Origin of the sequence: Geotalea uraniireducens Rf4 (assembly GCF_000016745.1) — a bacterium.
GTDB classification, from domain to species: Bacteria; Desulfobacterota; Desulfuromonadia; order Geobacterales; family Geobacteraceae; genus Geotalea; species Geotalea uraniireducens.
The window spans coordinates 3857963-3879695 of record NC_009483.1; the positions used below are offsets into that span (position 1 = coordinate 3857963).

Below are 21733 nucleotides of genomic sequence, written 5' to 3' on the forward strand. Positions count from 1 at the left end.
GAGGGGATGAAAAATGGATTTTTCACATCATTAATTTTACTTTCTCTGCTGATTGCAGTCATGACAGGTTGCGGCAGTGACAATTCAGGAAGCCAGACTGCACTTTCAACCTTTGCTGCCTCAGAAGCATGCATACGCTGTCATACGACAACTAATAATATTTCTCCGGTTACCGGCATGAACATTGTCGAGGAATGGAAGCTTTCCACCCACAATACCAGCAACGGAGCGAGTTGCATTGACTGCCATGGGGAAGGAAACGGTCACCCGAACAGCTGCGGGGTCTGCCATGGCGGCTCTTCACCCGTATCAGCCGGATTCCATAACCCGGAACAGGCCGGTCTCTGTAACAATTGCCACGGCCCGAATCACCCGGACGACGTTATGATCCTCAATTCGCCGCAGCATTTCGGCAACATGACCGCTAGTTTGCCCAACATCAAGTATCGTGCATCCTTTGTCAGCTCACAATATGTGAGCAATTGCCGCAAATGCCATAATCCCCACAATCCCAGCAGCGCCATCGAGATCGCCCGTCAGTGGGCTGACAGCGGGCACGGCAACACTCTTGCCGGGGCAAGGACAGCTTACGACTTCAAGACACGCGGCACCTATGAACCAGTAAACCTGTCATTCCAAAATAATTGTGTTCGTTGTCACACCACGACCGGCTTCATCAACTTTGTCGCTTCAGGCTACAGTGACCAGAGACCGTTCGCAGGTCCACAGTACCCCGTAGTCCTGTATCCGTCAGTCTCAACCGACAAGACCAAAGAAGTTACCGGATGCAATGCCTGCCACGACGACGGCAAAGGGAACGCCTATAGCTATAAACTTAGGGCGCTTCCCCAGGTGCGGATCTATTACAACTACTCTTCGGCGAACACCTCACCAACGGTTAAGCTAAACAATATGCCGGTATATTTTCCCGACGCAGGCCCGTCCAACATATGCATCAGCTGTCATGCAGGGCGCGGCATCGGGCGAATGATCACTGTTGCAGCTGCCAACTTTTTCAACTTTAGTACAAGCACAAGCATAAGCGCCCATGATTTCGCCGGCGCCGGAAATCTGTTCCAGCAGAGCGGCTATGAATATAGCGGACGGAGCTATACCTCATCCGCCTTCCTCCATGACGAGATCGGCTTCAACAACACCAACAGCACCGGCAGCCGCGGTCCCTGCATCACCTGCCACATGAAGAGTGACGAGTCGCACTCTTTTCTACCCGTGACATTCGATAATCAGCAGGCATCCGATCCGTCTGCCGTAGCAATCGCCGGCATCATCAGCCGTACCTGCTCCAAGTGCCACAACGGCGCCATCCAACCGGCATGGACTGCGCAAACCCTTCAGGCGAGGCGAGCGGGATTTCAAGCTGCGCTAGCGATACTTAATGGAGTTCTAGCTCAAAAAAGAGGCAGCACGAAGACCTGGGAGAAACTTGACGGAGTTATCATAAAAGGAACAGGCCCCAACACCATGGGTGCCAACTTTAATTATGGATTGCTTAAAAATGATTGGGGCGCTTACGCCCACAACGACCTCTATGCCAAGCGACTGATCTATGACTCACTTGACTGGCTTTACGACCGCGACTTGGTCTCGAAGACCAACACCGGTGGGTACGCGACTGACGTGGAGGCAGCGATCAACGGTGTCACCACGGCAAAAAATCCGTGGAACAGTGCAGTAATATATTCGAGTCCACAGCTGGATGGACCGACCGGCCTGAAAGCTTTGGCTATCAACTACTTGCTCGGCGGGCCGGGAGGTAACCGTCCCTAGCATCTCCTTCGTTTCAAGCAGAAAAGCCCATCCTTAAAAGGGGTGGGCTTTTTCTTTCCGGCAATATCTCAACAAGTTGAAGTTTACGCTTCTTTCTTCAGCTCCAGCTCCTCCCATCGTATATAACGTGCCGCCAGCTCCTGCTCTACCCTGGTATATTCGGCGGAGAGCCCTGCAATGCCACCATCAGCCTTCTCGTATTCGCGAGGATCTGCGAGCATTGCCTCAATAGACGTTTTCTGCTGTTCAAGCTCCTCGATCACCTTCTCCAGCTGCTCCAGTTCGAGCCGCTCGGCATAGGTGAGCCCTTTTTTCGGCTTCATCACATCGGAAGATGACTGGTTTTTTGCACCCCGTCGCCCATCCTTCTGTGCCTCTGCCTTTTCTTCGCTCCGCACCTGCTCTCGGAGTTCCCGGTAGAAACTGTAATTCCCCTCGTAAAAAGTCGCCCGACCAGCCCCTTCGAAGGCGAGGATGCCGGTGGCCACCTTGTCGAGGAAAAAACGGTCGTGGGTCACCATCAGTACGCAGCCGGGAAAGTTTGCCAGTGACTCGTCCAATAGCTGCAAGGTGGGAATATCCAGGTCGTTGGTCGGCTCATCCAGTATCAGCAGGTTGGCATCGAGAAGCATCAGCCTTGCCAGGATCAGGCGGCTTTTTTCCCCGCCGGAAAGGGTCTTGATCTTCCGCATCCGGTCCGAAGCAGAAAAAAGGAAATCCTCCAGGTAGCCGATCTTGTGGCGTTTCTCCTGGCCTGACTGGACGTAGTCCCCTTCACCGAGAAAATCGTAGATGGTTTCTTCCGGGTTGAGCACCTGCCGGGACTGGTCGAAATATGCAGTCCGGGTCTTTTTACCGACCACGACCGCCCCCGTATCAGGGCTCTCCTCACCCATGATCATCTTCAACAGGGTGGTTTTGCCGCAGCCATTGGGACCGATGATCCCGACCCGGTCACCCCGCTTCATGCGAAAGGTAACATCGCTGAGGAGCTGCTTCGGTCCATAGGCTTTAGACAGGCCGGCAAATTCAAGGATGGTCCCACCCAGGGTTTCGTCGGTGGTGAAACCGATCCTGGTATCTTTAACGGACTGCACGACGTTTTTTCCCTGGAGGGTGTGATAACGGTCGATGCGCGCCTTCTGCTTTGTCGTCCGCGCCTTGGCGCCTCGGCGTATCCAGGCGGTTTCGACGCGCAGCAGGTTGAGGAGGCGCGAGCGGGAATGCTCTTCCTGAAGGAGCTGTTCCTCCTTCTGCTCAAGGTAGCGGCTATACCCGCCGCCATAGGAAAACATCTTCCCCTCGTCCAGCTCCAGCATCCGTGTTGCCACCTGATCAAGGAAGTAACGGTCATGGGTGATGAGCAGCACTGCGCCTGGATAGTTCTTCAAGTATTCCTGCAGCCACTGGGTGGTGTCCGCATCGAGATGGTTGGTCGGCTCGTCCAGAAGCAGCAGATCCGGCGCCTCCAGGAGCAGCCTGGCCAGGGCCACGCGCCGCTTCGTCCCGCCGGACAGTTCAGAAATCCGCTGGTTTCGGTCGGGCAACTGGAGATGGGTCATTATTTCGGAAACCCGGTAATCGGTATTCCAGCCGCCATGATGTTCTATCCAGCCGGAAAGCTCACCCTGTCTCGACAGGAGTCTCTCCATGTCAGATGGATTGTCGGCCATCCTTGCGGAAAGCTCGTTGAATTCTTCCATGACCCGGCGGATTTCCTTCAACCCTCGTTCAATCTCTTCCGCCACAGTCAATTCGGGATCAAGCAGCGGTTCCTGGGAAAGATATCCGGTCGTGGCGCCGCGTTTCATGGCGACAGTGCCCCCTTCGCGGTCTTCCAGTCCGCCCAGGATCATCAGCATGGTCGATTTGCCCGCGCCATTCCTGCCGATCAGTCCGATCTTTTCATCTTCACCGACGGCAAAGGTGACGCAATCAAGGACTTTTCTTGCGCCAAAACTTTTTTCCAGTCCGACAACGTCTATAACATTCATTTTTTCAATTCGCCCAGTAAATCACTGATTTGTTTGAGGTAAAAGGAGGGGCGGTAACTCTCGGGAATCGCGTAGGTACCACTCTTGTCAAAGGGAACGGCAAGTGCTCCCACCGGTGTATCCAGGTCAAAACCAGCTTTGAGCTGATAGGGGATGTGGTTCGGGTCCGGCCGGCGTTTGAGTATCTCCACCATGTCATGGTAGGCGATTCTTACCGGCAGCCTCACGTCGGTGGTAGATTTACCCGGAAAATCCACCAGCTCACGGGCGCCCCCCTTCGACAGCGGGACGGCCATGATCTTGAGATCATAGCTGTAGCCCAGCAGCTTCAGGTCGTAACTATTGGGATTTGTAACCGAAAGATAAAATTCTATTGCGACTCCGCCTTCATCCAGGCCGGTTACGTTCACATCTTTTATCACTACTTCAGGATTTGCAACAAACAAGGAGCAGCCGGTCAGGAACATCAGACAGCAGAACAGCAGTTTTTTCACAAAATCTCTCCCGGAAACAAATGTGGCGGATCCCTCGTGGGACCCGCCTACAATAACACAACCGTTTAACCGGCGACAATATATTCTATTTTCCGGATGGAAACCATATCCGGTTACGACGGACTTTCAGTCTTGTACCTTTTTATTTCCGCAGCCTGCGATCCGGCTTTAGTCAATTCATCAAGGATTTCCCTCCTGAACTGGCGCCGTTTCACCTCATAGGCATTTGCTTCCGGTCCCACGCCGCAATAAAGTTTTTTTGCCCTCACAATGTTTCCGTTCGCCATTTCCAGCTTGCTCAGTAGTTCACGGACCGCGGCAGCCGCACATTTTTCATCGTCTTCCATGTCGTCAGGCGCATAACCGTGGCTTTTCGCCCTGCTGGGCATCAACTGCCAGACCCCCAGCGCACCTTTATGCGACACGGCCCGGGCCGATAAGCCATGAGCGCCGGTTTCAGCAAGGGCAATCTCTGCAAGGTCCATCGGCATAAATGTGGTTCCCAATGTCTTAAGATAACAAAGAGCGGCAAGCCAACGGGCCCGCTGCGGCTCGGTCCTTCGGGCAAAGGCCGTAGCTATGGCCGGAACCTGGCGTTTTCTTTCCTCCAGATTTATCCCCTTTTCCATCACCCTGCGAATCTCGCGATCAAGCTCCGAATCCCCCACCTTCGCAGGTGCTTGGACCTGCTGGATATGAGCCTTGTCGCAGGATGCCCCCAGTAGCAGCATTACTGCCAAAATCAAAATAGTTTTTTTCATAATTAATTTTGTCGGTTTTATCAGGCTTTGCCGGCTGGTCCTTTTCGACCCTAAGAATTTCCAGTATCGTTTCCGGCTAAAATCTCCTTTCTATGAATTTGAAGCGCGCGTTCTTACCCTTTCGGGATGCCGCCCCATAGTTAGCATATTATAATTGAAAACTTTTTACTTGCAACCAACAATTTTTTACAAATGTCTGAAAACGCCAAAAGGACCCGATCGGGTCCTTTTTCCAACCTGCCATAAATTTGCAGGGTGACACCTTTATACATCAAAACAGCGTACAAGTCAAAGCATAAACTTTGCTTCACCTTTAAATTCAACAAGTTACACAGGCACTACTTTAATTAAAGCAAAAAACACGGCAATTGCCGGCAGACTATTCCAGCTTTACCCCCATTGCCTCGGCAACCGTATGAATATCCTTGTCCCCCCGGCCGGAGAGACAGACAATGATTGTCTTGTCCTTAGAGAGAGTCGGCGCCATTTTCAGCACATGGGCAATGGCATGGGATGACTCCAGTGCCGGCAGTATCCCCTCTTCCCGGGTCAATACCCTGAACCCTTCCAGCGCCTCCTCATCGGTTACCGATACATAATCGGCACGGCCTGATTCCTTCAGCCATGCATGTTCAGGACCGACGCCGGGATAGTCGAGACCGGCGGAAATGGAATGGGCGTGGGCAATCTGGCCGAACTCATCCTGAAGCAGATAGGTCTTGTTGCCGTGAAGCACTCCGACGCTCCCGGCACAGAGAGGCGCTGCGTGCTTACCGGAGGAGATTCCATAACCGGCCGCCTCGACCCCGACCATTTTCACGTCCTTATCATTCATGAATGGGTGGAAGAGACCGAGGGCGTTGCTCCCGCCGCCTACGGCAGCCACCAGATAATCAGGAAGCCGCCCCTCGATTTTTTTGTGCTGCGCCTTTGCCTCCCGGCCGATAATCGACTGGAAATCGCGAACCATCAGGGGATAAGGATGTGGACCGGCGACGGTGCCGATGACATAGAACGTGTTGCCGACATGGGTTACCCAGTTGCGCAGCGCCTCGTTCATGGCGTCCTTGAGGGTGGCGGTGCCCGCTGTCACGGGAGTAACCTTGGCACCGAGGAGTTTCATTCGAAAAACGTTCAGCGACTGCCGGTGGATATCCTCCTCGCCCATGAACACCTCGCACTCCATGTCGAAAAGAGCGGCAATGGTGGCTGTGGCAACACCGTGCTGACCGGCGCCGGTTTCGGCTATCACCCGTTTTTTACCCATCCGCTTGGCCAGGAGTCCCTGGCCGATGGTGTTGTTCACCTTGTGGGCACCGGTATGATTCAGGTCTTCACGTTTCAGGTAAATCTTTGCCCCGCCGAGCTTTTTGCTGAGTTTTTCCGCAAAGTAGAGGGGATTGGGTCGCCCCACATACTGGCGCATATAATAGGCAAATTCTTCCTTGAACTCTTTATCGTTTTTGTAATGGTTGTAAGCCTTCTCCAGCTCGAACAGCGCCGGCATCAATGTTTCCGATACGTATCTGCCGCCGAACTGGCCGAAATGCCCTTGCTTATCGGGTAATTTCACTGAAACCTCCAGGTTCTGTAATGAAACTGCATAATATCCCCGGAGTAAATAAATTGCAAGACCGGCGCGTTATTGTTTCGGTTGTTAAACATATCAATGGTAGGGGCGAGGCTTGCCTCGCCCAATCGGGCAGGCCGCCCCTGTCATACCTCAGTGTTTTACATGTTTAGCATCTGGAGCAATAAAACAGCGTCCAACCACCTAAACATCATCAGCAGCGGGTGCCACCAGGAGCTTTTTCCGTGAGCGCACCTTTGCCAGCAGCACATCCATGTAGTAGTAGACAACCGGCGTGATGTAGAGGGTCAGCAACTGCGAGGTGAGCAACCCGCCGACAACGGCCAGACCCAGTGGCTGACGCGACTCTCCTCCGGCACCTAAACCCATGGCGATTGGCAGCGTTCCCATCAGGGCAGCCATGGTCGTCATCATAATCGGCCGAAAACGTACCAGAGCCCCTTCATAAATGGCATCAAGCGGCCGTTTCCCGTCCTTCCTCTCGGCTTCCAGGGCAAAGTCGATCATCATGATGGCGTTCTTTTTGACAATGCCGAGCAGCATGATTATCCCGACAAATCCATAGATATTAAGATCGCAGTGAAAGATCATCAGGGTGATCAGTGCCCCGAAACCGGCGGCCGGCAGTCCGGACAGGATGGTGATCGGGTGAATATAGCTCTCATAGAGAACGCCGAGCACAATGTAGATGACGAAGACGGCCATCACCAGCAAGATCAGCAGGCCGTTGAATGAGGATTGGAATGCCTGCGCGGTCCCCTGAAAACTGGTACTCACGGTTTGAGGGAGAGCTGTGCGGGCAAGCTCGTCAACGAGAGTCATTGCATCGCCAAGGGCTAGCCCGGGGCGGAGATTGAACGAGATCGTCACCGCCGGGAGTTGTCCCAGGTGGTTGACCGTCAGCGGGCCGATGGTTTTGGTGATGGCAGCTATGGTATCGAGCGGTACAAGCTGTCCGGATTTGCTATGGATGTAAAGCATGCCCAGAGCCGCCGGGTCTCCCTGGTAGAGCGGATCAAGTTCGAGAATAACCTGATACTGGTTGGTCGTGGCAAATATGGAGGAAACCTGGCGTGAACCGTAGGCATAGGAAAGGGCGTCTTCCACCTGCATCACGGAGAGCCCCAGGCTGGCCACCTTATCCCGGTTGATTTCCACATGCACCTGCGGATTACTGATCTGCAGGTCGCTCGTTACATCCAGCAACTCGGGAAGCTCACGCAGCTTTGCCTCAAAGTCACTGGAGGCACGGTACAGTTCATCCGTGTTCTGACCTTGCAGGGTAAACTGGTACTGGCTTTTGGAGGAGCTGCCCCCTATCTGGATCGAGGGGATATTTTTCAGGAATGTTCGGATACCCGGGACTTTGGCGAGCTTTGGGCGAAGTTCCTGAATGATCTCATCTGCGGAGAGTTTTCGCTCACTGCGCGGCTTGAGACGGATAAAAAAGCGGCCGGTGTTGCTCGCCCCGCTGCTGCCCATGGATGACATGAATCCGTCGATATTCGGATCTTTGGCGATGATGGCAGCGAGTGCTTCCTGGTGAAGCTTCATCTCCGCGAAGGATGTCCCTTGGGCCGCCTCGGTGTCGGCGTTTAGACGTCCGGTGTCTTCAGTCGGCAGGAATCCCATGGGAATTCTGGTAAACAACCAGCCGGTGACCAGCGTGACAAGTATCGTCAAGACCATGGTTGTCCGACGAAAGCGCAGGACCTGTTGCAGTGAGCGCTCGTAAAGATTGAGCAAACGGTCGAAGAAGCGTTCCATGAAGAGGTACAGGCGTCCGTGTCGCTCTGCTGCCGGCGGCTTCAGAAATCGACTGCAAAGCATCGGGGTCAGGGTCAGGGAGACGAAACAGGAGACCAGAATTGCCACGCTGATCGTTATGGCGAATTCGTGCAGGAGACGGCCAAGTATCCCCCCCATGAACAGTACCGGAATAAAAACCGCCACCAGCGATATGGTCATCGAAATGATGGTAAAGCCGATCTCCTTAGAGCCCTTGAAAGCAGCCTCCATCGCACTCTCACCCTTTTCCATGTGACGGACGATGTTTTCCAGCATGACTATGGCATCATCCACGACGAAGCCGACCGCCAGGGTCAGGGCCATCATGGATATGTTATTGATGGAGAATCCCAGCATATGCATGGCGGAGAACGTACCGACAATTGACATCGGCACTGCCAATGAGGGGATGATGGTGGCGGACAAGTTGCGCAGAAAGAGGAAAATCACCATGATGACCAGGCCGATCGTCAAACAGAGGGTGAACTTGACGTCGTGCATCGATTCACGGATCATGTTGGACCGGTCAAAAAGAACACTCAGTTCGACTGAGGCCGGCATCTGCGAGCGGAAAGTCGGCAGAAGCTTCTTCACGCTGTCCACCACCTCGATGGTGTTGGTTCCCGGCTGGCGTTGGACGGCCAGGACTATGGCGCGCGTGTTGTTGTACCAGCTTGCCGTCTTGGTGTTCTCTACGCTGTCAAGGACCTGCCCGACTTCCTCAAGGCGGATCGGCGAGCCGTCCCGGTAGGCCACCACCATCGAGCGGAAGGATGCCGCATTGAACATCTGTCCATTGGCTTCGATGGTGAACGCTTGCTTTTTCCCGTCCAGCATCCCGGTCGGCATGTTGACGTTCGCATCGCCGATCGCCGTCGCCACTTCGTCGATGCCGATCTGCCGGGAGGCCAGGGCTTTGGGATCGAGTTGGGCACGCACGGCATACTTCTGCGAACCGTAAACCGACACCTGGGCCACGCCGCTGATCGTAGAGATACGTTGCGAGATGAGGGTCTGCGCATACTCGTCAACCGCGGAAAGAGGCAATGTGGGAGAGCTGAGCGCCAGGTAAAGGATCGGCTGATCGGCAGGATTCACCTTCCGGAAAGACGGCGGCGACGTCATGTTCGCCGGTAACTGGCGAATAGCAAGTGAGATCGCCGCCTGCACGTCCTGAGCGGCCGCATCAATATCGCGGTCAAGGTTGAACTGGATCGTGATCCTGGTCGAGCCGATGCCATTCGTTGAAGTCATCGAGTCGACGCCGGCAATGGTCGAGAACTGCTTCTCCAGCGGTGTGGCGACCGCCGATGCCATGGTGTCTGGATTGGCGCCAGGGAGGTTGGCGCTGACCTGGATGGTCGGGTAGTCAACTTTCGGCAGGTCGTTCACCGGAAGCAAGCGGTACGATGCCACACCGAAGATGAAGATGGCGATCATGATCAACGAGGTCATGATCGGCCGGCGAACGAAAATCTCGGCGATATTGATCACTTTCTCCCCTCCGCCGCCGGGTTGATTTTCGCCTCCACCTTGGCGCCTGGAACCAGGCGCAGTTGGCCGTTGACAACCACGGTCTCTCCGGGCGCAACACCTTTCTCGATAACGCTTGCCCCCCCCGATGCCGCGCCGACAGTTACCGGCCGCATCTCCACCGTCTTGTCAGGCTTCACTACATATATGAACTGCCCCTGTTGGCTGATCTGGATTGCCTGGGTCGGGACGACGACGGCATTCTGCAGGGAGGAGAGTGTCATCACCACATCGACAAACTGTCCCGGCCAGAGTTTTCTGGATCTGTTGGCAAAAATCCCGTTCAGCTTGATGGTGCCGGTAGCGGCATTCACCATATTGTCCAGAAAACTTATCGTCCCGATTTCTTTACTGCCGGGTTCGTCAGGGATAACTGCCTCTATCTGCAACTCGCCGCCAGCCATGGCCCTCTTTACCTCAGCGAGTTTTTTTCCGGGATTGAAAAGGTTACGTAGATCGGGTTTATCTGATTGATCATCACCAGCGGTACATCGTTGGCCTTCGTAAGATTGCCCGGTTGCAGCAATAGTTTCCCGGTCCGACCGGAGATCGGAGAACGGATGTAGCAATAGCCAAGCTGGATTTTAGCGTTTTTGACTGCTGCACGGTCAGCGACAACAGTCGCAGCAAATGATTCAGCGTTGGCCTGCAATTGATCAAACTGATCCTGAGTAACGATGCCATCCTTGAGCATCAACTCGTAGCGGCGAGCCTGATCATGAGCGAACTTCGACTGCGCCAGATCCTTGGTTAGAGCGGCCTCGCATTGACTAAGCGTCGCTTCGAACGATTCCGGGGCAAGGGTGATGAGCAATGAGCCCTTCTGCACGTCACTACCCTCCTTGAAATGAACGAGGGCAATCTGTCCGCTTACCTGCGATTTGATTGCGACGCTGGTATATGGCTCAATGTTGCCGATAGCTTTAACTTGCACCGGCACGTCTTTCCGGATCGCTATTGCCACCGTTACCGGCACCGGAGGCTTCGTTTTGGGCTTCTCTTTTTTGGCGGCGCAAGCGCCGCAGACAAATAATGATGCCGCCAGATATCCACTAATGAGCAGTTTTACTACGGTTATTATTTTACGTTTCATTTCCACCCTCATTTTTGTGTTATTGATGACGGGTATATCCTTATAAGAATGCAAGCGGATGGATGCCTTGCAGTGTCGAAAAACCCGCTCTTTCCCTTCAACAGCTATAATCTAGCAAAAAAAATATGGATAAAATATGAAATAAATGAGGAAATGCGGATAACGGAGATATTTACAGGTAACGTTTATGCTATAAGGGAAGCAACTTGATGCGGGGCATCAATTATCTATTTCTTGAGAGGAATGCGGTGAAGATCAAGATTAAATATCGGCTCTTTCTGGCGATGCTGGCCGCCACCGCAGCTGCGGTCGTCTGTATGTTTATCATCATGCAGTGGAGTATCGACCGGGGCTTTCTCCGGTACGTCAATACGCTCGATCAGGAACGGCTCGTACGGCTGGCCGGTGCATTGGAACAGAGCTTTGCCGAAAAAGGGAACTGGGATACGCTGCGCACTGATCCGCTCAAGCGCTCCCTGCTCATTGAATCTACCCACCCCAATTACCGCCTTGAGCCGCAGGGAAAACTCCCCGCGGATGGTAGCACCAAGCCATCTCAAGACGCCCCACGGATCATCCATCAGTTTGAAATGCGCATCATCCTGCAGGATGCGGGGCATCACCTTGTATTTGGCCCAATGCACACCGGAGAACGAGTGGAGTTCAAACCGATCATTCATAGGCAAAAGATCGTGGGCTACCTGGGGCTGCTGCCGAGAAGCAGCCTCACCGATGCCATCCAGCTGCACTTCGTGCAACAGCAAAAACTGACCTTGGCCATGATTGCAGTGGCCATCCTCCTCGTCTCAACCGGCCTATCCCTCCCACTGGCAAGCCGACTGGTCCATCCTATCAAGAACCTGGCAGCCGCTACTCATCGCCTTGCCTCAGGGGAGTTCGATACGCGCGTTTCCGTCAGCTCTTCAGATGAGCTCGGTCATCTTGCCAGGGATTTCAACTCGCTGGCCCTCTCTCTGGAGAAGAGCGAGCAGTCACGCCGTGACTGGGTTGCTGATATCTCCCACGAACTACGGACACCGCTGACGATCCTGCGCGGCGAGATTGAAGCGATCCAGGACGGAATCCGTCAGAGCACCCCAGAAGCCATCGACTCCCTCCACTGCGAAGTTATGCGGCTGAACCGGATGGTGGACGACCTCTACCAGCTCTCCCTTTCAGATGTCGGCGCCCTGACGTACCGCAAAGAGGAACTGGATCTTGATGCCATCCTCAACCGGGCGCTCGACTCATTCCAGGCCGAATTCACTCAAAAACAAATCTCTCTGCGGACCGAGATCCAACCCGGCGCGGAGTTCCCGCTCTTTGCAGATCCCGAACGGCTGCAGCAACTTTTCGACAACCTGCTGGAAAACGCTCTGAACTACACCGATCCGGGGGGAGAACTCTTCGTCCGTCTGGCTCGCCGTGACACTTTGGCGACGGTACATTTTCAGGACAGCCCCCCGGTGTGACCAAGGAGGATCTGGCACGCCTCTTCGACCGGCTCTATCGAGTCGAGGGATCGCGAAACCGCACTTCAAGCGGTGCCGGGCTGGGACTGGCAATCTGCAAAAACATCGCTAAAGCACACGAAGGAACCATTGAAGCGCTACCGTCGCCATTGGGAGGGGTATGGATCAAGGTAGAACTCCCGTTAATGGAGAGAGGAGTATGAGTGGAACAATACTGATAGTGGAGGACGAAGAGAAACTCGCTGCGCTGCTGGCGGATTACCTGAAGCAGTCGGGGTTCGATTCCGAGTGGCTGGCGGATGGACAAGCTGTGGTACCGTGGGTCAAGAGGCACGGGCCGGATCTCATCCTGCTCGATTTAATGCTTCCCGGGCGCCGTGGCCTCGATATCTGCAAGGAGATCCGTTCCTTCTCTGATGTTCCGATTATCATGATCACTGCCCGTATTGAGGAAATAGACCGTTTGCTCGGCTTGGAACTGGGCGCAGATGACTACATCTGCAAACCGTTCAGCCCGCGGGAGGTTGTCGCCAGAGTCAAATCGTTGCTGCGTCGCACCGGCGGCCGACTAACCGCCTCAGTTCAGGGTTTGATCCTTGACACGTCACGATATCAGGCTACATTGCACGGTCACGTCCTGGACCTGACCGTCGTCGAATTCAAACTCCTGCACTTTCTCTTCTCAAATCCAGGGCAGATCTATTCACGCTCCCAGCTTATGCATAGAATTTACCCTGACGAACGGATCGTAAGCGACCGGACCATCGACAGCCATGTAAAAAAACTGCGCAAAAAAATATCCTTGGCGGCACCTGATCAGGAACTCATTCATTCGGTGTACGGGATCGGGTATAAATTTGAAGCATCACAGGAGTAAATTTATTGCAAGACCGACAGGCGAATTTCATGCTATACCATTGTGGGGAGAAACAGCATGGAAACCATAAAACCATTCCATATCGTCCTGGTGGAGCCGGAGATTCCGCCCAATACCGGCAATATTGCCCGACTCTGCGGGGCAACCAGCACCGTTTTGCACCTGGTGGGGAAACTGGGATTTTCCACCGATGACCGAGCCTTGAAGAGGGCGGGGCTCGATTACTGGAGCGAGGTGGATATTCATTACTGGGAGGACCTGGACGCGCTGAAAAGCGCCTATCCAGGCGGACGGTTCATCTATACCAGCAAGAAAGTGCCGCGGAGTTACGTTGAAATGGAGTTCACGGCGGGAGATTTCATCGTCTTCGGCAAGGAGACCAAGGGGTTGCCCGACGAACTGATCGAGGCAAACCCGGACACGGCCGTGCGCATACCCATTTTCGGCCGGGTGCGAAGCCTCAATCTCTCCACTGCGGCAGGCATCGTTCTCTATGAGGCGTTGCGACAGACCGGCCGTTTGATAAACAGTGAATCGTGAATGGCGAGGAGTCGGTTTAACTTATTGAGGTAAATGCATGCTGTTGAAAGCCGTTATGTTCATGAATCTGGCCCTCATCTTTTATAGCTATGCCGTCTTCAGCGGCAGAAAAGAGGGGTTGCACCGCAAACACCTGCTGGTCTTCGGTATCGGCCTTTTCTTCGATTACCTGGGAACCCGCCAGATGAACCTGTTCGCTATAGCCTATGGCAAGGCCCCGGAATGGCACAACCTGACCGGCATCCTTTCCCTGGCAGGCATGGCCTTCCACTTTCTTCTCGCCCTGATCGCCACCCTCCTCCAGAAGGCCGATGCCGTTAATCGCACCTTCCACCGGGTAAGCCTCACCATCTACTCCCTCTGGCTCGTCGCATTTGCCAGCGGTGCCATCTCCGGGATGATGCGGATTTCGTGAAACGGATAAGCCCCGCATAAAAAAAGGGCGCCCACATGGGGGCGCCCCTACCAACCTTAACAAACCTGCCTTACTGATCGGCTACTTCTGATTGATCGCCGACAACCGCCACGGATTGTTGCCGACAGGCCTGGTAAACGTCCAATACTCCTCGAATTTTACCGGTTCTGTTTTACTGCCGGAGACAACCGTTCCTGTCGCGTCATCGGTTGTATAATCGAGCAGGTTTGCATAAATCAAGGCGGTGATGTAATCCTGCCCCGACTCCTGCCAGACCTCCGAAATTTCCACGTTCCTGACAGCGATGTTTTCCAGCCGGTTGACCTGCTTGTCCCGCAAAAGCCTGTCCATGTCTTCCTGGAAGATACGCTTCATCTCGTCGGTCAGAAGCCCGGATACCGAAGATAAATCGCGATTCATCCATGCACCCTGGATCTTGAAGAAGATGTCCATTACCGAGTCGTTGAAGCGGCTTTCATCAAAGGAAGGGTCCATTTGGCGGATATGGGCCATACCCGTGTCCACATCGGTCGGTTGTGGTTCATAGGACTCGGTTCCGCCGTAAATGGGGGTCACATTGCCATGTTGATACCCACCCTGCTCATAGGTGGAATAGGAGCTATCTACCCTCTTTTTTTTTACGAACCGGTAGATGAGATAGCCGATCCCGGCCAGGAGGAGAATCTCGAACAAGCCAATGCCGCCTCCCATGCCGCCACCGGTGCCGCCGAAGCCGAGCCCCCTGAAGAGCATGCCGCCGAGCATTCCACCCAGCATCCCGCCGGCCATGCTTCTAAGGAAACCACCGGCCGGCTGTTGCTGGAAAGGCGGAGGGGAATACGGCCTGGCAGGGGCAGCCTGCTGCGACGGGCCCGGTTGAGAATAGGGGCTGGCCGGCCTGGAATAGCTGCGCGATCCGCGGCTGCCGAAAGAGCGGCCCCCGCCGGCCCTGGCATGGGCATCAAACTCCAGCGCGGTAACAGTCAACATCATTACGGCTGCCACCAATGTAAACAACTTAACAACGTGTCTTTTCATCTTGATGACTCCTTGGTCAATTGGGCCCTGCATTGCACAGGACCACCGTCTAAGGCTTTCTGCTTCTACTTGTCCGAAATCTTTTGCTCCCTGCCGATCAAATAGTAGAGGATGACGCCGATAAGCGGCACAGCTATTACCAGCAACAGCCAGATAATCTTGTTCGAGCCGGTGAACTCGTTCTTCAGGATATCAACGAGAGCCCACAGCCAGAGGGCAAAAATAGCTGTCGCGATTATGCCGAACACGAGAAAAGCTGCTACGCCCATCGCTCCCATCATGGCAAAATCGTGCATCTGCAACTCCTTCCGTGCGCCGCATCTTAGTTCTTACCGGCATTATACGTGTCTACTGCATAATTCCACCCGGAAACCACCGCTGACAGATCATTATCGGCACCGTTTATACATTTTACCAGACAATCCCGGTAAGTTTTCATCTTTTTAGCATAATCCTCCACCTCTTTGCCCGCCGTTGCCATCTCTTTCGCGTTAGCCTTGCCGGAAGGCAATTCAGGCTTCAACGGCTCTTTGCATGTACACTCAGCCCAGCCGCCTGAAACGGGCAGCAGCCAAAGCAACAGTGACAGCACCAGAATGAAACGCATAACATCCCTCCACATTGCCCAATTCCCCTAAGCGAAACCGCATCACTTCGTCATGCGGCAGCGCCACAAGCCAGTCTTACTTCCACGTATTCCCGCAATCGCTTGGCCAAGGCGGCGATTCTGCCGTCCGTCGGTAACGTCGCCGCAATACCGCCGATATAGTCCCGCTCCTTGAGCAGTCTGAAAGAAGCCGCAAAGTTCAGGTCAAACACCCAGGAGAGCTGCAGCAGCTTGAAATCGTTCAGAGTTTTCAGCATCGACAGGTTTACCATTCTCCCCTCGTCAAGACAGGCAAGCACCTCATCCGAACAGAAGGGCAGATCGGGAAAACCGAGGCCGACGGCAGACGCCCTCTCCGACTCGGGAAGGGCGTAGTACTCGATAAACACCCGCCAGATGTCGAGCTTGTCGGCGTCGCGGATCAGCTTGAGGAATAAGTCGCCGTCCGCGGAAAGTTTTTCAGGAATGGCGAATACATTGTGCAGACGTACCGCCTGAATGATCATGTCCTGCTCATCCTTGGGAAAGGGCGCCAGCACGTTGTTCTCAAGCAAGACCTTGGCACCGAGCGCCGCATGGTTGGTAGAATCGCTGTCCTTGAACGTTTTATACTGCCGGTATTGGGGGAAGCGCCCCACGTCGTGAAAAAGGGCTATCACCTCTGCCAGGACCTGTTGTTCTTCGTTCAGCAGCTCATCCCGGGCAATGCGGGTGATATTGTCACAGACATTACCGGTATGAAGCTCTTTCAGAGAAATATTACGCTGCTCGTCCGCATCGATGGAGTAGAAGGAGCGGCAGTAATCGGCAAACCATGTTTTCAACGCAGACAGTTCGGCTCTGTTCATCTCAACTTCCGGACACTTTCATATATGTATTTACTCCGGCAATTAAACATCGCAACCCTGATGTAGGGGCACAGCCGCCGTGCCCCGATTGGGCGAGGCAAGCCTCGCCCCTACCGTTGATATGTTTAATAATAACGGCTTGAATTGCACACACGGCATAATTTAATCATTCCGGTTGCGTCCGTCAAGGTACGTAAAGAACTCGCCGATGACTTTGTCTGCATCTCCGCATCGGTACGAGACAATGTTTCTCAGGTGGGCAAAAGAGTCCGCATCTATTTTATCGAATTTTATCCCAACGCAGTTTCCCTCGCTCCTTACCAACGTACCGGTAGCATTGATGGCAATATACGGCGGCATCCCGGTCAGATAAATCGTGACTTCCACGGGCGAAGCGGGAACCAATGTTTCGCTGGTCTCGACAAGAATCCCTTTCAGACTGATATTTCTCACCTCACCCTTGAAGGATGCAGCACCCTGTTTTATGAGTGCCTCAACGGCAAAATCCACACGAGAAAAATTTCGTCTCTCATCCACGGTTGCCTTCCCCCTTTACAACGGATTGAACACATTCAACGTTGTTAGACACCGCCTGAACCTGAAGGCGGTTCAAGTATCCGGCAGATAAGCAAAAAGGGGGGCATAAGCCCCCCTCCATCAAGCCTTCAGCACTCACATGCGCGTAAAGACCCGGGTGCCTGTCGGCTAGTCATCAAAATTCCCAGCCGGCCCTTTATCGCCGGTCAAACCGACGGCCCGCTCGACAATTTTGCTTTCCGTCCACTCGGCAGGATCTTCGATCCGGCTCGCCTTCGGCCCCGGATCGTAGCTGCCGGCCTTGAGAATCGCCTCGATCGCCAACGGCGCCGTATTCTGCGAGTTGAACACTTCCGTAATCATCTTATAGACAAAATCTTCCACCCGCCTGGCCATTCTTTCCCTTACCGCCAGCGGCTGGGCGAGGAGCTTGTTTTCGAACGGCAGATTGAGACTCTTGTAATCCCCCTTTTTCCACCCCTTTGAGTCGGCATAGGCGACCATCTCCGCCCACATCTCCTCGGTGACACCCTCGCCTTTCACCTTGATGAAATTTCCGTCGGCATCAAGCTGGGCATTACCGTAATCATTCACCTCCAGCCCCCAGGAGATCATCTGCAGTGCGGTTGCGACATTTGCCTTGGTGGTGGCGGTCTTGGCAGCAATCTCCCGCAGCCGCTCGGAGCTGTTGCCGGAAGTGCCGTGCTGGGCGCCGGAAATCCTGTATTTCTCAAGCGCCTTGTGAATATCGGCGGTTAACTGCACCTGGATGCCGGTATCACTTGCCTCGATGCCATGGGTGGTGCCGTTGTTGAGAGCTATCCAGTCAGGGAAGATATCATGGGCATTCAGTCCCCGGATGAGGAACAGCGCCTCAGGCACTGTGGAAAGGCCTTCCTTGCCCTTGATCTCCCCTACCTCCGTCTCCAGCCCGGCCCATTTTGGAATGCAGGGGTTGATGGCGAGATTGGCGAGGAGATTCTTGTCATCGGGGAGGTGCGACGCATCGATGGCTATTGAGGTGATTCCCGCCTCGAACATGGTGGGGACCTCCACCTTCGCATCGGCAAGATCCTTGTCGTTCTTGATGCCGTAATGGTCGGCATGAATGGCGACAGGAACGGTGATCCCCAGTTCGTTGCAGAGCGCATCGACCTGCCGCGCCATGTTCCAGTAATTGACCGCACAGTAAGACGACCGCCCCCCTTCAGACTTGGCGATCTCGATAATGACAGCCGCATTGGCCCGTTGTGCGGCCATGAGCACACCACGAATGACAAACTGGTTCCGTCCGTTTGCGGCAAGCGCCAGGGCATGCCCTTTGGCACTCATAGCCCTGTCTATCACCTTGCCGCTGACCAGCAGGGCCTTTGAATTGGGGAACAGCTTCGTCACGTTGGGCGGCCGGCCTATCTCAAGCGCCTTCGTAAAATCTGAACCGGTTGCTGTCATATCGCCTCCTTTTAGTGTGATTGAAATATTTTTAGTAATCAAAAAAAATGCATCATCTTATAACATTTTAATCGTGTAAAATCAAGGGGTAATAGCAGAACAGCCGAATCATCACCAAGACATCTCGACAAAGTATAGCATACTAACGCTGAACAAGAACAGCGTAACATTAATGAAGCTTTATCATCAACAACCGGTCAGTTTTATTACCCAGCGCACATTGCGCCGAATCAGCCAGCGCCGCCCCTCGTCCAGGAATAGCATGCCGACGGCAAATGGCCAGGCCAGGAAAAAGTCGCCGATATTCAGAGACGCGTTACCGAAAAGCAGGTGAAAAGGCTCCAGACCGATAATCGCAGCAGCCAGGGCCAGTTCCATAGCAATACTCACGAGCAGCCAGCGGTTGGAGAAAACCCCCTGTTGCAGCAGCGACTGGCGATGGGTCTTGCTCATCAGGCCGTTGGCCACCTGGCAAATGACGATTGCGGCAAAGAAGGCGGATACGGCTTTCAGGTAAAGGGGGTCATTTGCCGCCAACGGGGTCCCCGACCGCCATCCACCGTCATGGAGCACGCTGAAATATGCATAGAAGGCAGCCACTGCTTCCAATACCCCATGCAGGCCGTAAGCGAGAAAGATGAGCCTTGCGCTGACCAGCCGCTCCTTGCGGGACCGCGGAGGGATCAGCATGATGTCCCGTTCGGCCTGTTCCGAAGCCAGGGCAATGGCAGGAAGCATATCGGTCCCCAGGTCTATGGAGAGAATCAGCGTTACCGTCAATGGCAAGGGGATGCCGAACAGGAGAAAAGCCAGATACGGGGCAACCTCCGGCACGGCATGGGTAACGGTATAGGCAATGGATTTTTTCAGGTTGTCGAAGATGGTCCGCCCCTCCCTGATGGCAGGAAGGAGGGTGGCGAAGTTGTCGTCCATGAGGACCATATCCGCTGATTCCCGCGCCACGTCGGTCCCCGAGAGCCCCATGGCCACGCCGATGTCGGCCTGTTTCAATGCCGGGGCATCGTTGACCCCGTCGCCGGTCACCGCCACCACCTCGCCATGCCGCTGCAACGCCTGGACGATACGCAGCTTCTGCTCCGGCGAGATGCGGGCGAAGAGCACCTCCTTCTCCTCCAGTTCCCACTCCAGCATGGCATCGCCCATGACACGCAGCTGTTCGCCGGTGATGACCGCCGGTTTTTCCACGGTCACCAACCCGATCATTCTGCCGATGGCCACGGCGGTCGTCTGGTAATCGCCGGTGACCATCACCACACGGACCCCGGCGCCGCGAATCGCCGTCACCGCTTCCGGCACCCCCGGCCTCGGCGGATCGAACATACCCACCAACCCGACAAATATGTAACCGCCCCCCGGCAGATCCTCGTTGCGCCAGGATTCGCGGGGCTCCACCTCCCGATAGGCGAGGAGCAGCACACGCTCCCCCTTGCCGGCAAATTCCTCGTAGGCGGAGAGGTACGCCTGCCGGTGGACCTCGCTCAGGGGGAGCGGCCTGCCGTTGATGAGGATGCTGTCGCACATGCCGATGGCCACATCCGGCGCCCCCTTCAGGCAAGCCAGCTGTTTCCCTTCAACCAGGTTGATGGTCACCATCAGCTTCGTTGCAGCGGTGAACGGCTCCTCGTAAAGGCGAGGACAAGCCGCCTGGCAGACGTTCACATCATGAAACCTCTGGGAAAAGACCAACAGCGCCCCCTCGGTCGGATCACCCAGATACTGCGTCGGATCATCCGGCTTCAGATGGGCGTTGTTGCACAGGCTCGCCACCAGCTGTAGTTTTTCCAGCTCCTCCGGCTCAAACCGAGCATCAGCCTCGGTGTGGATGCATTCATTGAGAAAGAGCCGCTTCACTTCCATCCGGTTCTGGGTGAGGGTTCCGGTCTTGTCCGTGCAGATCACCGTGGTGCAGCCAAGAGTCTCCACAGATTCCAGGTTCTTGATCAGGGCCTTGTTTTCGGCCATCCGCCGGGCAGCGATGGAGAGGCAGAGGGTGACGGTGGGAAGGAGACCTTCCGGCACATTGGCGACAATGATGCCGATGGCGAAGATCAGCTTGGCGAGCAGCGGGTTTTCCAGGAGAAAAAAACTGACGAGGAAGACGACGCCACCCATGACAACGGCAATCAGGGAGATAATGCGGGTGAAGTGGCGGATTTCCCTGCGGATGGGGATTTCACGGGTTGCCACGGTCTGGGTAAGGTCGGCGGTACGGCCGATCTGTGTTTTCATCCCGGTGGCGAATACCACGGCCTTTCCCTCGCCTGTCTGGGCCGTGGTTCCGGAAAATACCACGTTGCGGCTTTCCAGAAGACGCTTATCCGTCTGATAGGTGGTGCGCAGTTGCGGTTCCGATTCACCGGTCAGAGAAGAGTTGTCCACCTTCAGGCCTGAAACCTCGAAGAGACGCGCATCCGCCGGAACCTGGTCCCCCTCCTCAAGCAGGATCACATCCCCCCTGACCAGCTGGGCCGCCGGAATCTGACGAAGTATCCCGTCCCGGATCACCCTGGCCATGGGGGGAAGCATATCGCGGAAACTGGCCATGATCTGTTCGGCCTTGTGCTGCTGGTAATAACCGAATGTCCCGTTCAAAAGTACGACGCCGACCAGGGCAACGGCGATGAAGACGTTCCCCTCGCCGGGCCGTATCCACTCGGCAAGAAACGACAAAAAGGCCCCGGCCCACAACAGCAGGGCAAACAGATTGATCATCTGGCGCAGGAATTTCACGAACTCCGGCTCATGCTTGCGCTGGACAAGGGTATTGGGGCCATCCCTAGTCAACCGCAATGCAGCCTCGGCAGAGCTCAGACCTTTATACGGCGAAGTCCTGAGCCGCCGATAAAACTCTTCAAGGGAAACCTGATGCATGGATCAACCTCGG

At 54.8% G+C, this 21733-nt stretch carries 20 protein-coding genes; 6 read left to right on the forward strand and 14 right to left on the reverse strand.

The window, feature by feature from the left end:
• The first annotated feature begins 6 nt into the window (after window positions 1-6).
• The gene (locus GURA_RS16710; RefSeq protein WP_011940106.1) at window positions 7-1788 is read left to right on the forward strand and encodes a multiheme c-type cytochrome; all 1782 of its coding nucleotides are present in this window, start codon (window positions 7-9) and stop codon (window positions 1786-1788) included.
• Between the two features lie 83 nt (window positions 1789-1871).
• Here the strand turns inward: GURA_RS16710 and ettA are convergent, their stop codons facing one another.
• The 7 genes from ettA to GURA_RS25145 all read right to left on the reverse strand — a co-directional run bounded on the left by ettA (window position 1872) and on the right by GURA_RS25145 (window position 11042).
• The gene (gene ettA, locus GURA_RS16715) at window positions 1872-3782 is read right to left on the reverse strand and encodes an energy-dependent translational throttle protein EttA (RefSeq protein WP_011940107.1); all 1911 of its coding nucleotides are present in this window, start codon (window positions 3780-3782) and stop codon (window positions 1872-1874) included.
• The gene (locus GURA_RS16720; protein WP_011940108.1) at window positions 3779-4276 is read right to left on the reverse strand and encodes an LEA type 2 family protein; all 498 of its coding nucleotides are present in this window, start codon (window positions 4274-4276) and stop codon (window positions 3779-3781) included. The genes ettA and GURA_RS16720 overlap by 4 nt, the downstream gene beginning before the upstream one ends.
• A 113-nt stretch (window positions 4277-4389) precedes the next feature.
• Window positions 4390-5037, reverse strand: coding sequence for a transglycosylase SLT domain-containing protein (locus tag GURA_RS16725; protein ID WP_011940109.1), 648 nt, complete (start codon window positions 5035-5037; stop codon window positions 4390-4392).
• A gap of 379 nt (window positions 5038-5416) precedes the next feature.
• Complete coding sequence (gene trpB, locus GURA_RS16730) at window positions 5417-6610, reverse strand: tryptophan synthase subunit beta (RefSeq protein WP_011940110.1); 1194 nt, start codon at window positions 6608-6610, stop codon at window positions 5417-5419.
• 201 nt (window positions 6611-6811) lie between these two features.
• Window positions 6812-9907: an efflux RND transporter permease subunit gene (locus tag GURA_RS16735; protein WP_041246086.1), complete on the reverse strand. Its 3096-nt coding sequence runs from the start codon at window positions 9905-9907 to the stop codon at window positions 6812-6814.
• Window positions 9907-10353 carry an efflux RND transporter periplasmic adaptor subunit gene (locus GURA_RS25140; protein ID WP_268741727.1) on the reverse strand — a complete coding sequence of 149 codons (447 nt, stop codon included), beginning with the start codon at window positions 10351-10353 and terminating at the stop codon, window positions 9907-9909. Before GURA_RS25140 ends, GURA_RS16735 begins: the two co-directional genes overlap by 1 nt.
• Window positions 10354-10361: 8 nt before the next feature.
• The gene (locus GURA_RS25145; RefSeq protein WP_268741728.1) at window positions 10362-11042 is read right to left on the reverse strand and encodes an efflux RND transporter periplasmic adaptor subunit; all 681 of its coding nucleotides are present in this window, start codon (window positions 11040-11042) and stop codon (window positions 10362-10364) included.
• Between the two features lie 248 nt (window positions 11043-11290).
• On the opposite strand from GURA_RS25145, the gene GURA_RS16745 reads away from it, so the two are divergent.
• The 5 genes from GURA_RS16745 to GURA_RS16760 are packed head-to-tail and all read left to right on the forward strand — an operon-like array spanning window position 11291 to window position 14346.
• Window positions 11291-12514, forward strand: coding sequence for a HAMP domain-containing protein (locus tag GURA_RS16745; RefSeq protein ID WP_232278932.1), 1224 nt, complete (start codon window positions 11291-11293; stop codon window positions 12512-12514).
• Window positions 12511-12717: an ATP-binding protein gene (locus GURA_RS25005; protein ID WP_232278933.1), complete on the forward strand. Its 207-nt coding sequence runs from the start codon at window positions 12511-12513 to the stop codon at window positions 12715-12717. Before GURA_RS16745 ends, GURA_RS25005 begins: the two co-directional genes overlap by 4 nt.
• Window positions 12714-13391: a response regulator gene (locus GURA_RS16750; protein WP_011940112.1), complete on the forward strand. Its 678-nt coding sequence runs from the start codon at window positions 12714-12716 to the stop codon at window positions 13389-13391. The genes GURA_RS25005 and GURA_RS16750 overlap by 4 nt, the downstream gene beginning before the upstream one ends.
• 57 nt (window positions 13392-13448) lie before the next feature.
• A complete protein-coding gene (locus GURA_RS16755; RefSeq protein ID WP_011940113.1) occupies window positions 13449-13931 on the forward strand; it encodes a tRNA (cytidine(34)-2'-O)-methyltransferase in 483 nt (160 codons plus the stop codon).
• A 37-nt stretch (window positions 13932-13968) separates the two neighbouring features.
• Window positions 13969-14346: an HsmA family protein gene (locus GURA_RS16760; protein ID WP_011940114.1), complete on the forward strand. Its 378-nt coding sequence runs from the start codon at window positions 13969-13971 to the stop codon at window positions 14344-14346.
• Between the two features lie 81 nt (window positions 14347-14427).
• Here GURA_RS16760 and GURA_RS16765 read toward each other — a convergent pair whose 3' ends face one another.
• The 7 genes from GURA_RS16765 to GURA_RS16795 form a co-directional block, all read right to left on the reverse strand.
• The gene (locus tag GURA_RS16765) at window positions 14428-15384 is read right to left on the reverse strand and encodes a Tim44 domain-containing protein (protein WP_011940115.1); all 957 of its coding nucleotides are present in this window, start codon (window positions 15382-15384) and stop codon (window positions 14428-14430) included.
• Window positions 15385-15449: 65 nt separating this feature from the next.
• Window positions 15450-15680 (reverse strand): PLD nuclease N-terminal domain-containing protein, encoded by a 231-nt coding sequence (locus GURA_RS16770; RefSeq protein WP_011940116.1) that lies wholly within the window; start codon window positions 15678-15680, stop codon window positions 15450-15452.
• 26 nt (window positions 15681-15706) lie between these two features.
• The gene (locus tag GURA_RS16775; RefSeq protein ID WP_041245519.1) at window positions 15707-15991 is read right to left on the reverse strand and encodes a hypothetical protein; all 285 of its coding nucleotides are present in this window, start codon (window positions 15989-15991) and stop codon (window positions 15707-15709) included.
• A gap of 50 nt (window positions 15992-16041) precedes the next feature.
• The gene (locus tag GURA_RS16780; RefSeq protein WP_011940117.1) at window positions 16042-16839 is read right to left on the reverse strand and encodes an HD domain-containing protein; all 798 of its coding nucleotides are present in this window, start codon (window positions 16837-16839) and stop codon (window positions 16042-16044) included.
• A gap of 162 nt (window positions 16840-17001) precedes the next feature.
• Entirely contained in the window at window positions 17002-17376 is a 375-nt protein-coding gene (locus tag GURA_RS16785) for a PilZ domain-containing protein (RefSeq protein ID WP_011940118.1), read from the reverse strand.
• A gap of 168 nt (window positions 17377-17544) precedes the next feature.
• Entirely contained in the window at window positions 17545-18828 is a 1284-nt protein-coding gene (locus GURA_RS16790) for a class II fructose-bisphosphate aldolase (RefSeq protein ID WP_011940119.1), read from the reverse strand.
• Window positions 18829-19014: 186 nt separating this feature from the next.
• Window positions 19015-21720, reverse strand: coding sequence for a cation-translocating P-type ATPase (locus GURA_RS16795; protein WP_011940120.1), 2706 nt, complete (start codon window positions 21718-21720; stop codon window positions 19015-19017).
• Window positions 21721-21733 lie beyond the last annotated feature (13 nt).

Bases quoted from the DNA above. Each gene is read 5' to 3' on its own strand.
- GURA_RS16710 (WP_011940106.1), top strand. From the start codon at position 7: ATGAAAAATGGATTTTTCACATCATTAATTTTACTTTCTCTGCTGATT.
- ettA (WP_011940107.1), bottom strand. From the start codon at position 3,782: ATGAATGTTATAGACGTTGTCGGACTGGAAAAAAGTTTTGGCGCAAGA.
- GURA_RS16725 (WP_011940109.1), bottom strand. From the start codon at position 5,037: ATGAAAAAAACTATTTTGATTTTGGCAGTAATGCTGCTACTGGGGGCA.
- GURA_RS25140 (WP_268741727.1), bottom strand. From the start codon at position 10,353: ATGGCTGGCGGCGAGTTGCAGATAGAGGCAGTTATCCCTGACGAACCC.
- GURA_RS25145 (WP_268741728.1), bottom strand. From the start codon at position 11,042: ATGAAACGTAAAATAATAACCGTAGTAAAACTGCTCATTAGTGGATAT.
- GURA_RS16750 (WP_011940112.1), top strand. From the start codon at position 12,714: ATGAGTGGAACAATACTGATAGTGGAGGACGAAGAGAAACTCGCTGCG.
- GURA_RS16755 (WP_011940113.1), top strand. From the start codon at position 13,449: ATGGAAACCATAAAACCATTCCATATCGTCCTGGTGGAGCCGGAGATT.
- GURA_RS16760 (WP_011940114.1), top strand. From the start codon at position 13,969: ATGCTGTTGAAAGCCGTTATGTTCATGAATCTGGCCCTCATCTTTTAT.
- GURA_RS16765 (WP_011940115.1), bottom strand. From the start codon at position 15,384: ATGAAAAGACACGTTGTTAAGTTGTTTACATTGGTGGCAGCCGTAATG.
- GURA_RS16770 (WP_011940116.1), bottom strand. From the start codon at position 15,680: ATGCACGATTTTGCCATGATGGGAGCGATGGGCGTAGCAGCTTTTCTC.
- GURA_RS16775 (WP_041245519.1), bottom strand. From the start codon at position 15,991: ATGCGTTTCATTCTGGTGCTGTCACTGTTGCTTTGGCTGCTGCCCGTT.
- GURA_RS16780 (WP_011940117.1), bottom strand. From the start codon at position 16,839: ATGAACAGAGCCGAACTGTCTGCGTTGAAAACATGGTTTGCCGATTAC.
- GURA_RS16790 (WP_011940119.1), bottom strand. From the start codon at position 18,828: ATGACAGCAACCGGTTCAGATTTTACGAAGGCGCTTGAGATAGGCCGG.
- GURA_RS16795 (WP_011940120.1), bottom strand. From the start codon at position 21,720: ATGCATCAGGTTTCCCTTGAAGAGTTTTATCGGCGGCTCAGGACTTCG.